This window comes from Streptomyces populi (assembly GCF_002911015.1).
Lineage (GTDB): Bacteria > Actinomycetota > Actinomycetes > Streptomycetales > Streptomycetaceae > Streptomyces > Streptomyces populi.
Genome location: NZ_KZ626866.1, coordinates 56,754 through 70,226, shown reverse-complemented (window position 1 = coordinate 70,226; position 13,473 = coordinate 56,754). Strand labels below are relative to the sequence as shown.

The window sequence follows — 13,473 nt, the reverse complement described above, 5'->3', positions numbered from 1 at the left end:
ACTTCCCCGGGACCGCATTGGCTGCTCCTGAGGTAACTCTCGTCAGCTGGTCTTGACCTTGATCGCACCGCTGATGATCTTCTCCTGGGCGGCCTTGACGGCGTCCTGGATCGCGGTGTTGTTCTTGAAGGCCGGGTTGGAGTCGGCCAGGCCGACCTCACCGGACTTCAGATCGCCCCGAACGATACCGCTCTCGGGCTTACCGTCCTCGACCGACTTCGCCAGGGTGTAGACCGCCTTGGCGACATCCTTGGTCGCGGAGGTCAGGATCGAGTCCTTGTACTTGGCCAGCGCCTCCTGGAGGTACTGGTCCGAGTCGACGCCGATGGCGAGGACCTTCTTGGTGGAGGCGGCCTCGATGACACCCTGGCCGGAGAGACCCGCCGCGGCGTAGACGACGTCGGCCTTCTTCTCGATCTGGCCCTCGGCGGCGGCCTTGCCCTTGTCCGGGCTGGAGAAGCCACCCTCCTGGGCCGTCTGGGTGAGGTACTGCGAGAGGACCTTGACGCCGGGCTTGGTGTCCTTGACGCCCTGCTCGAAGCCCGCCGCGAACTTGTGGATCAGCGGAACGTCCACACCACCGATGAAGCCGACCGTGTCGGTCTTGGTGGCCTTGGCGGCCGCGACACCGGCGAGGTAGGAGGCCTCCTGCTCGGAGAAGACCAGGTCCGCGACGTTCTTCGCCTCGACGGAGGAGTCGTCGACGATGCCGAACGTGGTCTTCGGGAACTTCGCGGCGGCGGCCTTGACGGCCGGGCCGTAGGCGAAGCCGACGCCGATGACCGGGTTGAAGCCCTGCTTGGCCAGGGAGACCAGGCGCTGCTCCTTGTCCGCGTCCGTCTCGCCGTCGGTGGGCTCGATGTCGGCGGTGTCGTACTTGAACTCGCCCTTCGCCTTCTTCAGGCCCTCGTACGCGGCGTCGTTGAAGGACTGGTCGCCCTTGCCGCCGACGTCGTACGCGAGGGCGAGGCCCTTGTGACCGCCCTTGTCGTCCGAGGAGGACGAGGAGGAGGTCGAGGTGCCGCCACAGGCGGACAGAGCGAGGGCGAGAGAGGCGGTCGCAGTGCCTGCGAGCGCGATGCGGGTAACCCGGCGCATTACATGTGCTCCTGTCGTACAGCGCCCGACGGTTCAGCTTCGGCGCTGGCTTCGCCGCAGATTAACGCGCGTAGACCAACTAGAAAACCCCTTCTGTCCACCTTGTTATCCGGCTGTGCTCGACGCCACTTGCCGACGGGACCGGAAGGTGCCGATCGCGGGGAGGAGACGGCTCGGGACGGCCCCGCGCGCGGACAGCGGAACGGGCGGACACCCCCAGGTGTCCGCCCGTTCCGCTGTTCCTTCGATCGTGTCCGCCCCTTCGGGCGTGGCGACGGCGGGCCGGACCCGCCGCTCACGTCACTAGGAGGTCTTGACCTTGATGTCGCCCGCGATGATGGCGGCCTTGGCCTTGGCCACGGCGTCGTTCAGACCGGCGATCTCCCCCATCTTCGGGTTGCTCTCGGAGAGGCCGACGCCGTTCACCTTGAGGTCGAAGGTCTGCGTGCCGGTCAGCGGCTTGCCGTCGTGGACCGACTTGGACAGCGTGTAGACCGCGCCGCCGACGTCCTTGAGCGCGGAGGTCAGGATCTTGTCCTTGTACGCCGCCAGCGCTTCCTGCTTGTACTGGTCGGAGTCGACACCGATGGCCCACACGCCCGCCTTGGAGGCGGCCTCGATGACACCCTGACCGGAGAGGCCGGCGGCGGCGTACAGGACGTCGGCGCCCTTCTCGATCTGGCCCTCGGCGGCGGCCTTGCCCTTGTCGGGGCTGGAGAAGCCACCCTCGGCGGCGGTCTGGGTCAGGTACTGCGAGAGGACCTTCACACCGGGCTTGGTGTCCTTGACGCCCTGGGTGTAGCCGGCCTCGAACTTGTGGATCAGCGGAACGTCCACACCGCCGATGAAGCCGACCGTGTTGCTCTTGGTGGCCTTGGCGGCGGCGACACCGGCGAGGTAGGAGGACTCCTGCTCGGCGAAGACCAGGGAGGCCACGTTCTTGCCCTCGACGACCGAGTCGACGATGCCGAAGGTGGTCTTCGGGAACTTCACGGCGGCCTTCTCGAGCGCGGGGCCGTAGGCGAAGCCGATGCCGATGACGGGGTTGTAGCCCTGCTTGGCGAGGGACTCCAGACGCTGCTGCTTGTCGGCGTCCGTCTCGTTGTCGGTGGGCTCGATGTCGGCCGTCTGGTAGCCGAACTCCTTCTTCGCCTTCTGCAGACCCTCGTACGCCGCGTCGTTGAAGGACTGGTCACCCTTGCCGCCGACGTCGTACGCGATGGCGAGACCCTTGCCGCCGCCGCTCTCGCTGCTGTTGCTGCTGTTGCCCTCGCTGCTGGTACCGCCGCAGGCCGTGGCGGCGAGTGCGAGCGACGCGACCCCCACCGCGATGCGGGTCAGGCTGGCTATCCGACGCATCTGAAGTTCCCCATTCTCCAAAGCCCCGCAGTGGGTGCTGAGTTCGGCGCACATTAACGCGCGTAGACCGTCCAGGGAACGGGGTTCCGCCTGGCCGTTATCCATTCGTGCCGATGGCCGGTTACGTCCTTGTGAACCGTGCGGCCGAAAGGCGCTTTCGGGGACACGGCGCCCATCACGGCCGTCACGCGGTGATTCCGGAGAAGGGACCCCACGTGACGGAACGGGTGGGCACCGCTCCACGGAGTGACTGTTTCCGAAGAACTGCGGACCACGCTACTGCGGGGGGTCATGGGGCGCGACCGGAGTCACCCGGCCGCGCCACGAGGGGACGGTTCCCCTTACGCGGAGGGGGGCGGGTCCAGCAGGGCCGCGGCGGTGAACATCTCCACGCCGACCGTGATCGCGTGCTCGTCCACGTCGAAGTCGCCCCGGTGCAGGTCCCGGGTGGTGCGGTCGCCGGGCGAGCGCACCCCGAGCCGGGCCAGCGCGCCGGGCACGTGCTCCAGGTACCAGGAGAAGTCCTCGCCGCCGAGGCTCTGCTCGGTGTCCTCGATGGAGTGCGGGCCGCGCCGGGCGGTCATGGCGTCGCGGAGCAGCTCGGTGACGGCCGGGTCGTTGACGACCGGCGGGACGCCCCGGATGTAGTTGATCTCGGACTTGGCACGGTAGAGGTTCGCGATCTCGTCGATGGCCGCGTGGACGAGGTCGGGCGCGGCGCGCCAGGCCTCCAGGTCCAGGCAGCGGATCGTCCCGGACAGCTCGGCGTGCTGCGGGATCACGTTGCAGGCGTGCCCCGACTCGATGCGCCCCCAGGTCACCGCGAGCCCGCTGCGGGCGTCGACACGCCGGGAGACGAGCGCCGGGACGTCGGTCACGACCCGCGCGGCGGCGGTGACGAGGTCGGTGGTGAGGTGGGGGCGCGCGGTGTGGCCACCCGCGCCGTCGAGTGCCACCTCGAGCCGGTCGCACGCCGAGGTGATGGGGCCGTGCCGCAGTCCGATGCGCCCCGCGTCGACCTTCGGGTCGCAGTGCACGCCGATGATCCGCCCGACTCCTTCGAGCGCACCGGACTCGATCACGTCCGGGGCACCACCGGGCAGCACCTCCTCCGCGGGCTGGAAGATCAGCCGGACGCGCCGGGGCAGCAGGCCCCGGTCGTGCAGCTCGGCGAGGACGAGACCGGCGCCGAGCACGACCGTCGTGTGCACGTCGTGACCGCAGGCGTGGGCGCGGTCGGGCACGGTCGAGCGGTACGCGCAGTCGGTCTTCGCGTCCGGGATGGGCAGCGCGTCGATGTCGGCGCGCAGCGCCAGCATGGGACGTACGTCGTCCGTGTCCCCGATGTCACAGATGAGGCCCGTGCCGATGGAGAGGACCTGCGGCTTCAGGCCCGCCTGCTCCAGGCGCGCCTTGATCGCCGCGGTGGTGCGGAACTCCTGGTTGCCGAGCTCCGGATGCATGTGCAAGTCGCGACGGAACGCCACGAGTTCGGCGCGCAGTGCCTCGGGCAGCGCGCCCGGGAGCAACGGCTCCCCGGGGAGATCGGCCTCGGACTCTCGGGACATCAGTTGGTTCACCCTTTGAAGGGTAGGACGATCGGGCGGCCAACTAACCCACGATCAACAAAAGTTCAGCCCGTTAGGGGAAGAAAATCTGGCCGCGCGGTGCATGGCCGGCTCCGGGGGTGGGTAGAATCGCCCGGCTCTCCGGGCGTTTGGATCTTGAACGGGTGCGGGTGACCGGCCGTGATCCGACTCGGCGGGCGGCGTCCGCCGATGCACACGGGGGAACGCCCGGCGTGTCCGGGTCCATTCCCCTTCGTGGTCTCCACGGTCTCACACCACCGCGGCCGGCTCCGGCGCCGTCACCGGCCCCGGCCTCCGGGTCACGTTCCGTGATGCGGAGGCCCGCGACGTCGGCGCCGGTGCCCGGCGGGCGCGGGACGCCGGACACCGGCTCCCCGCATCCGCCGGTGGATCGACCTAGATCGCGGACACCGCCGAGAGACGGTGGACGTCCCGGGCCGTCCCCGTGACCCCGGACAGGAAGCCCTGGGCCCTCGGCGAGGCGTTCTCCGTCAGCCAGGCGGGGTCGATGTCGCAGACCGCGACGCGCACCCCGGTACCGGCCAGGGCGAGCGGCAGCGTGTGGACGACCGTCGAGGGGAAGCTCAGGATCGTACGGCCTATGGGGCCGCGCCGGGCGATCAGCTCGAGCGGCAGGTCGGGGCGGACGATCTCCAGGCCCGTCCCGGCGGCCAGCCGGTGGAGTTTGTCGGCGCTCTCGCGGCGGTGCGCGAAGTAGCGGGTCGCGCCGTGCGTCCCGGCGAGCGCGCGGACCGCGTCCAGGTAGCGGTCCGGGTCGACCACACCCGTCTCCACGAGCGAGGTGCCGACCAGGTCCGCGCCCTTGGTGATGCGCGGCGGGCCGAACCGGGCCCGGGTCCAGGAGAAGTCGTTGGCGGTGATCGTGACGCCGTCCGGTGCCGATTCGATCGGCATCGAGGAGAAGACCTCGACGCTGCGCCGGTCGCCGGGCGTCAGCCGGCGGCGGGCCGAGGCGGACACGGGAGCGAAGAGCACGTCCCGGGGGCCGGGGCGGCCACCGCGCCGGTGCCAGCGCACCAGGCGCTCACCGCGGGCGAGCTGGGCGACGAACTCCATCGTCGCCGTGCCGTCGTCGACCACGACCAGGTCGCGCGCCCTGGTGATGGTCAGCAGCAGCTGCACATAGCGGGAGAACGGATCCCCCATGACGATCCGCCGGGCCCTGCGCAGCAGCGGGGCCAGGCCCCCGATGGTGTGGAAGGGGGCCGTGGTGCCGCCGCGCGCCTCCTCCCAGCGGACCGCGTGGCCCTCGTCGCGGGCCAGTTCCGCCATCCGGCGGAGCTGGCCGCGGGTCATCGGGTCGTTGGGGGACAGGACGACGAGGGTGAACCCCGCGCCGGGCGCCGCACCGTCGGGGGCGTGCGCGTGCGCCCATTCCAGCACGTTCAGGAGCTGTACCGGACTCTCGACGAAGGCGAGAGTGGAGGAGCCGGCGGAACCGGCGCGGGGGCTCATCGACGTACGACCGTCCCGTCGTAAGGGATTCAGGGCGTTCAGACCGAGACGGGCTCGCCCGCGGCCGCCGCGATCTCGGCCTCGGCGACGACGCCCGTGACGCGGCGCAGCTTCTTCATCGGGCCGAGCTCGGAGTCGTAGACCTTCTTGACGCCGTCACCGAGGGAGGCCTCGATGGTGCGGATGTCGCGGACGAGGCGGGTCAGGCCCTGCGGCTCGACGGAGGCGGCCTGGTCGGAGCCCCACATCGCGCGGTCCAGGGTGATGTGGCGCTCGACGAAGGTGGCGCCGAGGGCGACGGCCGCGAGGGTGGTCTGGAGGCCCGTCTCGTGGCCGGAGTAGCCGATCGGGACGTTCGGGTACTCGGCCTGGAGGGTGTTGATGACCCGGAGGTTGAGTTCCTCGGCCTGCGCCGGGTAGGTCGACGTGGCGTGGCACATCAGGATGTTGTCGCTGCCGAGGACCTCGACCGCGTGGCGGATCTGCTTCGGCGTCGACATGCCGGTGGAGAGGATGACCGTGCGGCCGGTGGCGCGCAGGGCGCGCAGCAGCTCGTCGTCGGTCAGCGAGGCGGAGGCCACCTTGTGGGCCGGGACGTCGAACTTCTCCAGGAAGGCGACGGCCTCGGTGTCCCACGGGGAGGCGAACCAGTCGATGCCCTTCTCCTTGGAGTACTCGTCGATCTGGCGGTACTCGTCCTCACCGAACTCCACGCGGTGGCGGTAGTCGATGTAGGTCATGCGGCCCCAGGGGGTGTCGCGCTCGATGTCCCACTGGTCGCGCGGGGTGCAGATCTCCGGGGTGCGCTTCTGGAACTTGACGGCGTCGCAGCCGGCCTCGGCGGCGGCGTCGATGAGCTTGAAGGCGTTCTCCAGCTCACCGTTGTGGTTGATGCCGATCTCGCCCACGACGTAGACGGGGCGGCCGGGACCGGCGGTCTTCGAACCGAACTGGCGCATACGGGAGTTGGTGCTCATGGTGGAGAAGTTCCTTACTTGTCGAGGGAGTCGAGAGAAGGGCCGAGGATCCAGCTGGCGATCTCTCGGATCGCGCCGTCGCCACCGGGGACGGTGGTGACCGCGCGTGCGGCGCCGCGCACGACGTCGTGGGCGCTCGCGACCGCCACCGGCCAGCCCACGAGGGCGAAGCAGGGGAGGTCGTTGACGTCGTTGCCGACGTAGAGCACGCGCTCGGGCGCGATGCCCTGTTCCTCGCACCACTGCTTCAGCGCGAGGTCTTTCCGGTCGATGCCGTGCAGGACCGGGAGCTTGAGCTTCCGGGCCCGTGCGGCGACGACCGGGTTCTGTTCCGAGGACAGGATCAGCATCGTCAGTCCGCTCCTGCGGAGGGCTGCGATGCCGAGTCCGTCCCCGCGGTGCACGGAGACGAACTCCCGTCCGTCGGAGTCGATCAGCACCCTGTCGTCGGTCTGGGTGCCGTCGAAGTCGAGGACGACCGCGTCGATGTCGTCGGCGGTCGGGAGGGAGCCGGGCCTGTTCGCGTCGAAGAGCGGCGCGAGGGCCCGGGCGCGGGCGAGGTCGTGCGGGTCGTCGATCTCCAGCACGCGGGCCGGGTCGGTGCGCACGAGTTCGGTGCGGCCGAAGAAGCGGTGCCTCGCCTCGCGGAAGCCGGTGGCCTCCATGGCGTAGACGGCTCCGGTCTCCAGGAGGTCCTGGGGACGGTCCTGGCGGCGCGGGCGGAAGGACTTGTCGTGGTTGACGCCGTAGCCGCCGCTGGTGGCGGTGTCGGCGACCAGGACGCCGGGGCGGCCGTCGACCGCCGCGTGCCCGGTCCCCGCGGTCACCGCGGCGGTGGGCTCGTCGTCCCCGTCGCGCCACACGAAGCCGTGGAAGGGGGCCACGGTCAGCGCCGTGTCCGCGCCGTTCGCGACGATCGCGTCCACGACGCCGTCCACGTCCTCGCGGACGATGAACGGGCTGGTGCACTGCACGAGCAGCACCACGTCGACCGGGGAGCCGTGCAGCGCCTCGTGGGTGTCCATGGCGTGCAGGACGGCGGCCTCGGAGGTGGCGGTGTCCCCGGCGATGGCGGCGGGGCGCAGCACGACCTCGGCGCCGGCCTGGCGGGCGGCCGCGGCGATGGCCTGGTCGTCGGTGGAGACGACGACGTCGGTCACCAGGCGGGCGGCGCGGCACTCGCGCACCGCGCGGGCCACCAGCGGCACACCGCCGACGGGCAGGAGGTTCTTGGCGGGCACGCCCTTGGAGCCGCCGCGCGCGGGGATCACCGCGAGCACGCGGCGCACCGGCGCGGCCTTGCCCGCTTCCGAGTTGGTCATGCGCTGTTCTCCTTGACGGGGGAGGCGAGGAAGGCTTCGGGGGCGGTGGACCGGGATCCGCCCGCGGTCGGGACGGTGGACCGGCGTCCGCCCGCGGTCGGGGCGCTCACAGGTCGCCCATCCGCCGGATCACCGGTGCCACGCGCTGGACGCCGTGGCGGTAGGCGCCGCGGGCGGCCTTGCGCACGAACTGCCGTACGGGGCTGGGTTCCCGGTCCGCGGCCGGGGCGCCGGGCAGCGGGCCGCCGTCCGGGCCGAGGTGGTGGCGGGCGAGGATGCCGGGCAGATAGCCGGGCGCGGTGACGGGGGTGTAGTAGGGGGCGAGGGGCGGCAGCTCGTCGGCCGCGAGCAGTCCGGTGATGCGCCGGCGCGCCGCGTCGAAGGCGCTCTCGTACGCCTCTCCCCCGGCGGCGACGCCCTGCCGGGCCACCCACTCCGGGTCGGGCACCGGCCGGTGTCCCGCGTCGAGCTGGTCCCAGGAGGCGAGGCAGCCGGATCCCACGAAGTGGTGGTTGCCGAGCGCCTCGCGCACCCCGAGGTCGCTGAGGACGACGGTGGGGATGCGCCGGTGCAGGGATTCCAGGGCGGCGGTGGAGCTGATGGTGACGAGCAGGTCGGTGCGGTCGAGGACCTCACCCATGTGCCCGTACACCAGGCGGAAGTTGGCCGGCGGGTCCGCCCTCTGCACCAGCTTCTGGTACGGCAGCTCCTCGATGTGCGTGGTGTGTTCGCCCGGCTTGGAACGCAGCTTGAGCAGGACCTCGCGGTCCGGGTGGAGCCGCGCGTGGCCGATCAGCCGGTCCAGCAGGTACGTACGGTCCTTGCGGCTCTCCGGTACGGAGGGCTGCGCGGCGAAGACGACCGTGTAGGGGCGCTCCTGCTCCGCCGCCGGGTCGTGCCCCGTGTACGCGGCCCCGCCGAGGAAGGGCAGCGCGACCTCGGTCACCGAACCGGCGTCCGCGCCGACTCCCTCGTACACGTCCCGGAAACGGTCCGCGTCCTGGCGGGAGTTGGCGAGGACGAGGTCCGCGCCGTGCCGCAGGAGCAGTCCGTCGGCGAGCTTCTCGTAGACGACGCCGACGTAGCCGGTGACGACCAGGGGCCGCTTCGCCCGCCCCTCCCAGGCGCGGGACAGCCCGTGCAGGACGGCCTGCACGGCTCCGCCGACGAGGGCGAGGACGACGACGTCGTAGACGCCCTCCTCCTTGCCGAGCTCGCGCAGGAACTCGACGGCGGTGACCTCGCGGAGGGAGTCCGCGCGGACGCCGACTTCCTGGAGCTGGCGGGCGGTCGGGGTGGCACGGCCGCGCAGGAGGAATCCGTCGAGGCGGATGTCCGATTCGACCGGGGAGATACGGTTCGCGGTGAGCGAGCCCCATTTCCACCTGGTGTCGGAATCCGCGAGGACGGCCACTCGGAGCGACTTCGCGGTACTTGCTGGCACGTCCCAGACGCTAGGAAGCCATTTCGAGGAGCGGCCCAACCCGAATACAACAAACGGTTAACAGCGCGTCGACGAATGGGGAATCAGCCCGGGATCGGCTGAGAAAACGACGCGGTTCACGGTACCGCCACGCGTCGTTCACCTTGCATCCCACCAACGGTAAAGACGAATGCCGGGCCGCCCCCTAACGTCACAGGCGTGGTCAAGCTCTCCGTCATCGTGCCGTTCTACAACGTGCAGCAATATGCGCCCGACACCCTGAAGAGCCTGCGTGCGAACGCACGGCAGGATTTTGAATTCATTCTCGTCGACGACTGCTCGCGCGACGAGACACCGGACATCCTCGCGCGCGCGGAGCGCGAGCTCCCGGGTGCGGTGTATGTCAGACACGAGAAGAACGGAGGACTGGCCACCGCCCGCAACACCGGGATCGACAGAGCGCGTGGCGAGTACCTCACGTTCCTCGACGGGGACGACTGGCTCGCCCCCGGCTATTACGAACAACTCGTCTCCTCCATCGAGGACCTGGGCTGCGACTTCGTCCGTACGGACCATGTCCAGTGCACCGCGCGGGCCCGCAGCGTCCACCGTGTCCCGCACGGCCGCCGCGGGGTCGTCATGGACCCCCGCGACGCCATCCTCCCCGCCGACCGGTCCACCTCCGTCGACTACGCCTACGCCTGGGCGGGCGTCTACCACCGCCGGCTGGTCGACCGGGGGCTGCTCCACTTCACCGACGGGCTGCGCACGGCCGAGGACCGGCCGTGGATCTGGAAGCTGCACCGGGAGGCGGAATCCTTCGCCACGGTGGGGCTGCTCGGGGTGTTCTACCGGCGCGGCGTCGCCTCTTCCCTCACCCAGATCGGGGACGTGCGCCAACTCGATTTCATTCGCGCGTTCGACCAGGTCGTGGCGGAAACGGCCGAGGACCGGGACGCGGGGAAACTCCTGCCCAAAGCCGTGCGCACCTATTGCGCGATCATTTCCCACCACCTGGGATCCATCGAAAGGTTCGAGCCGGCAGTGGCACGGAAACTGAAGTCCATGAGTGCCGTCGCACTGCGCCGTATGCCCCAGGACGTGCTCGACGAGGCGCTCGACTCGATGGACGTCCAGCGCGCCACCCGGCTGCGCCGGCTGCGCCGACGGCCCGCGCCCGCGGCGGGGGTGGCCGCGTGACCACCCAGATCTTCATGGCGTCCACGCTGTACGGCGTGGCCACGCTCGCCGCGGCCCTGGACACCGACGCCTTCGGGCCCGCCGACCGGCGCGTCCTGCTCGTCTCCAACAACGCGGCGACGCCCGAGACGACACCCGGCCCGGACGAGATGCCCGGCTTCGAGCGGCTGCGCGGCCGCTTCGACGACGTCATCTCGTGGAACGAGACCATCACCCCCTTCCACCCCGGCGGCTGGGCTCCGCGGCCGGACGACGCCCCCCTGTGGGAGCGGCACCTGCGGCTCGCCTGGAACCTCGGCGACGACGACGTCGAACTGGCCGTGGAGTCGATCCAGGTCAACCCGGCGCTCGGCGTCTGCCAGATCTTCATGGGCGCGCCCGTCACGGTGTACGCCGACGGCCTGATGAGCTACGGACCCACCCGCAACAAGATCGACCCGCTGGTCGGCACCCGGGTGGCCCGGCTGCTCCATCTGGACCTGGTCCCGGGCCTGAAGCCGCTGCTGCTCACCGAGTTCGGCGTCGAGCCGCGGATCGTGCCCACGGACGCGTTCGTGAAGGTGCTCGCGGAACTCGCCGACACCGGGGACGAACTGCCGTCGGTCGACGAGCCGGCGCTGCTGCTCGGCCAGTACCTCTCGGCGCTGGAGATCCTCACCGCCCAGGAGGAGGAGGAACTCCACGTACGGATGCTGAAGGGGGCCCTCGCGCTCGGCCACACCCGGGTGGTGTTCAAGCCGCACCCCTCGGCCCCGGCGCGCTGGTCGCGGATGCTGGAGAAGGAGGCCGAGAAGCTCGGCGCCGACCTCACCGTGCTCGACACCCCGGTCCTCGCCGAGGTGCTCTACCAGCGGATGCGGCCCGCGCTGGTCGTCGGCTGCTTCTCCACGGCGCTGCTCACGGCGTCCGCGCTGTACGGCCTGCCGGTCGCCCGCGTCGGCACCGGCCCGCTGCTGGACCGGCTCACCCCGTACGAGAACAGCAACCGCGTCCCGGTGACCATCGTCGACGCGCTGCTGCCCGAGCTGACGGACGGCGCGGCGGTCACCGGACAGCGCCCCGGCACGGACGTGGCGGACCTGACGAAGCTCCTGAGAGCCGTGGGCTTCGCGATGCAGCCGAAGATCTATCCGGACCTGCGTCCGGCGGCCGAGAGCTACCTGACGGACCGGCTGAACCAGGACACCTGGCGCTACTTCAAGCGCAAGCGCCTGACCGCGCTGGCGCTGCCCGGGGCGGTCCCGGCCCAGCTGGCCTTCATCCCGCGCAACGCGACCGTGCGCCGGGTCGCCCGCAGGGCGCGCTCGCTGAAGCGGGCGGTGGGCCGCTGAGGGGCGCTCACCGCGCGGGACACCGGAAAGCGGGGCCAGGTCGACCACGACCGGCCCCGCTCCTTTGCCCTGCCCCCGCCCCGGCGCAAGCCCCTGCTCCCCGGAACCGGCGCTCCCACCGCCCCGGCACCGGGTACGGGCCCCAGCTTCTTTCGCCCCCTCCGCCCCTACCCGACCCGAACCCAGGGGCTCCGCCCCCGAACCCCCGCTCCTCAAACGCCGGAGGGGCTGACATTCACGCCGATGAGGGGCTGAAAATCTCACCCGCAGCCGGGTACGCACGCGAGGGGCCGTGCCGGTACATCGATGCCCGTCGCCACCGACGCCCACCCCTCACCCGACGGCGACGGGCTGATGCACCGGCACGGCCCCGACCCACGACGCACCGGGAGAGTCTTCAACGCGACGGCGACCCGGAGATGAACTCCCGTGGGCGAGACGGGGAACCGGCCTCGCCAGACCGTAAATACTCCCGACTATCGGACTAACGTGCTGTGGGCCAACTGAGTCCCGTCGAGGGGAACCTTGTGATCGACACGCCCGAGGAGGCCCGCGGGACGTCGCCCGGCATCGTGGTCCGTACCGTCCTACCGCCCGCCGAGACGCCCGCCGCCCCCCGACCCGCGGCGCGCCGGGAGAACCGGCTGCGCGCCCTCGACGGACTGCGGCTCGTCGCGGCCCTGATGGTGGCGGGGTACCACTACGGCGGCCGGGACGGCGAGGTCGTCCAGGCCTGGGGCAGTTCGCCGAAGCACCAGTTCCCCACCCTGCACCATCTGTTCGCCTACGGCTGCCTGGGCGTGCAGGTCTTCTTCGTGATCAGCGGCTTCGTCATCTGCATGAGCGGCTGGGGCAGGCCGCTGCGCTCCTTCTTCGCCTCCCGCGCCTCACGGCTGCTGCCCGCCTACTGGGCCGCGATCATCATCGTGACGGTCGTGTTCGCGCTGCCCTTCGTCGCGTACAGGACGGTCTCCCCGAGCGACACCCTGGTCAACCTCACGATGCTTCAGCAGCCGCTGGGCGTCGACCGGGTGCTGGGCGTGTGCTGGACCCTGTGGGCCGAGGTCCGCTTCTACGCCCTCTTCGCGCTGTGCATCGTGCTGCCGGGGGCGAACCGGCAGCGCGTGATCATGTTCTGCGCGGGCTGGACCCTGGCCGCGGCCATAGCGCAGGGCGTGAACGAGCCCCTGCTCAACATGGTCCTGATGCCGGAGTACGCGCCCTACTTCATCGGCGGCGTCGGCCTGTACCTCGTCCACCGCGACCGCCGTGACGCCTACGCCTGGGGCATCGTCGGCGTGAGCTGGCTGATCGGCCAGCACTACGCGGTGCAGCGCCTGTGGCACGCCCCGAACCCGGAGTTCTTCTCCAACCGCTCGTCCCTCGTGATCGTCCTCGTCGTCACCTTCGGCTACGTCGCCGTCGCCGCGATCGCGCTGGGCTGGCTGCACTGGGCGAACTGGCGCTGGCTGACGGTCGCGGGCGCGCTGACGTACCCCTTCTACCTCGTCCACGAACACCTGGGCTGGGTCGTCATCAAGGCCTACCACCGGACCCTGCACATCCCGTCGTACGGCACCTTCCTCGCCACGGTCGCCACGATGCTGCTGCTCGCCTGGCTGCTCAACCGCTTCGTCGAGAACCGGCTCACCCCGAGGCTCCGCACGGCCCTGTCGAAGCCGCGTTCCTAGGGCCTGC

General features: G+C 70.8%; 10 protein-coding genes. 3 read left to right on the top strand and 7 right to left on the bottom strand.

Annotated elements, in window-relative coordinates:
- Positions 1–42 precede the first annotated feature (42 nt).
- From CW362_RS16320 to CW362_RS16290, 7 genes are all read right to left on the bottom strand, one after another.
- Positions 43–1,098 carry a BMP family lipoprotein gene (locus CW362_RS16320; protein ID WP_103550184.1) on the bottom strand — a complete coding sequence of 352 codons (1,056 nt, stop codon included), beginning with the start codon at positions 1,096–1,098 and terminating at the stop codon, positions 43–45.
- Between the two features lie 303 nt (positions 1,099–1,401).
- Positions 1,402–2,457 (bottom strand): BMP family lipoprotein, encoded by a 1,056-nt coding sequence (locus CW362_RS16315; RefSeq protein ID WP_103550183.1) that lies wholly within the window; start codon positions 2,455–2,457, stop codon positions 1,402–1,404.
- A gap of 341 nt (positions 2,458–2,798) precedes the next feature.
- The gene (locus CW362_RS16310) at positions 2,799–4,025 is read right to left on the bottom strand and encodes a M20 family metallopeptidase (protein ID WP_103550182.1); all 1,227 of its coding nucleotides are present in this window, start codon (positions 4,023–4,025) and stop codon (positions 2,799–2,801) included.
- A 417-nt stretch (positions 4,026–4,442) separates the two neighbouring features.
- Complete coding sequence (locus tag CW362_RS16305; protein WP_103550181.1) at positions 4,443–5,522, bottom strand: hypothetical protein; 1,080 nt, start codon at positions 5,520–5,522, stop codon at positions 4,443–4,445.
- A 38-nt stretch (positions 5,523–5,560) separates the two neighbouring features.
- Positions 5,561–6,499 (bottom strand): N-acetylneuraminate synthase family protein, encoded by a 939-nt coding sequence (locus tag CW362_RS16300; protein ID WP_103550180.1) that lies wholly within the window; start codon positions 6,497–6,499, stop codon positions 5,561–5,563.
- 14 nt (positions 6,500–6,513) lie between these two features.
- A complete protein-coding gene (locus CW362_RS16295) occupies positions 6,514–7,821 on the bottom strand; it encodes an N-acylneuraminate cytidylyltransferase (RefSeq protein WP_103550179.1) in 1,308 nt (435 codons plus the stop codon).
- A gap of 106 nt (positions 7,822–7,927) precedes the next feature.
- Complete coding sequence (locus CW362_RS16290) at positions 7,928–9,265, bottom strand: DUF6716 putative glycosyltransferase (protein ID WP_103550178.1); 1,338 nt, start codon at positions 9,263–9,265, stop codon at positions 7,928–7,930.
- A gap of 198 nt (positions 9,266–9,463) precedes the next feature.
- Between CW362_RS16290 and CW362_RS16285 the strand changes: the two genes are divergently transcribed.
- The 3 genes from CW362_RS16285 to CW362_RS16275 all read left to right on the top strand — a co-directional run bounded on the left by CW362_RS16285 (position 9,464) and on the right by CW362_RS16275 (position 13,466).
- On the top strand, positions 9,464–10,444 hold the full coding sequence (locus tag CW362_RS16285) for a glycosyltransferase family 2 protein (RefSeq protein ID WP_103550177.1): 981 nt from the start codon (positions 9,464–9,466) through the stop codon (positions 10,442–10,444).
- Positions 10,441–11,775: an alpha-2,8-polysialyltransferase family protein gene (locus tag CW362_RS16280; protein ID WP_103550176.1), complete on the top strand. Its 1,335-nt coding sequence runs from the start codon at positions 10,441–10,443 to the stop codon at positions 11,773–11,775. Before CW362_RS16285 ends, CW362_RS16280 begins: the two co-directional genes overlap by 4 nt.
- Positions 11,776–12,302: 527 nt before the next feature.
- Positions 12,303–13,466 (top strand): acyltransferase family protein, encoded by a 1,164-nt coding sequence (locus CW362_RS16275; protein WP_103550175.1) that lies wholly within the window; start codon positions 12,303–12,305, stop codon positions 13,464–13,466.
- Positions 13,467–13,473: the final 7 nt, after the last annotated feature.

Excerpts from the sequence above, each read along its gene's own strand:
- CW362_RS16295 (WP_103550179.1), bottom strand. The coding sequence starts at position 7,821 with ATGACCAACTCGGAAGCGGGCAAGGCCGCGCCGGTGCGCCGCGTGCTC.
- CW362_RS16300 (WP_103550180.1), bottom strand. The coding sequence starts at position 6,499 with ATGAGCACCAACTCCCGTATGCGCCAGTTCGGTTCGAAGACCGCCGGT.
- CW362_RS16305 (WP_103550181.1), bottom strand. The coding sequence starts at position 5,522 with ATGAGCCCCCGCGCCGGTTCCGCCGGCTCCTCCACTCTCGCCTTCGTC.
- CW362_RS16310 (WP_103550182.1), bottom strand. The coding sequence starts at position 4,025 with ATGTCCCGAGAGTCCGAGGCCGATCTCCCCGGGGAGCCGTTGCTCCCG.
- CW362_RS16315 (WP_103550183.1), bottom strand. The coding sequence starts at position 2,457 with ATGCGTCGGATAGCCAGCCTGACCCGCATCGCGGTGGGGGTCGCGTCG.
- CW362_RS16320 (WP_103550184.1), bottom strand. The coding sequence starts at position 1,098 with ATGCGCCGGGTTACCCGCATCGCGCTCGCAGGCACTGCGACCGCCTCT.